Raw genomic sequence first — 321 nt, 5'->3', positions numbered from 1 at the left:
GGCTCCCCGCCAGGCAGTCGCGCAAATGGCAGCTACGCCTGGGCGCCAGCGGATGCAGGCGGTTCCAGCGCTCAGCGGCCGCCGCCTCGCGGGCCAACCGTGTGTAACTGGGGCAACTCCATACGTGCGCGGTGATGCCCCATTCATGCTCCAGCAACTGCGCGGCGTGCAGCACCTCCGCCAAGGCCCGGCCGGCGCCGAGCAATCGCACAGCTTCCACGCTGCCAAGTTGCCGAACCGGATACATGCCCTTGATCGTGCCTTCAGGATCCAGCGTCTGAGGTGCAATGGCGCTTTCCTGATCATGCAACGCCATCCGGG

The 321-nt window shown here is 66.7% G+C and carries 1 protein-coding gene; it reads right to left on the bottom strand.

The genetic code is table 11. The features are described from left to right. Positions 1-321 (bottom strand): transketolase-like TK C-terminal-containing protein (locus AC0L20_RS40460; RefSeq protein ID WP_473295740.1); only part of this gene is annotated, 321 nt, incomplete at both ends.

The sequence above is a fragment of the Bradyrhizobium sp. Kon58 genome, assembly GCF_055807455.1.
The sequence above is the reverse complement of the archived record's forward strand: the minus strand, read 5'-3'. Positions and strand labels throughout refer to the sequence as shown.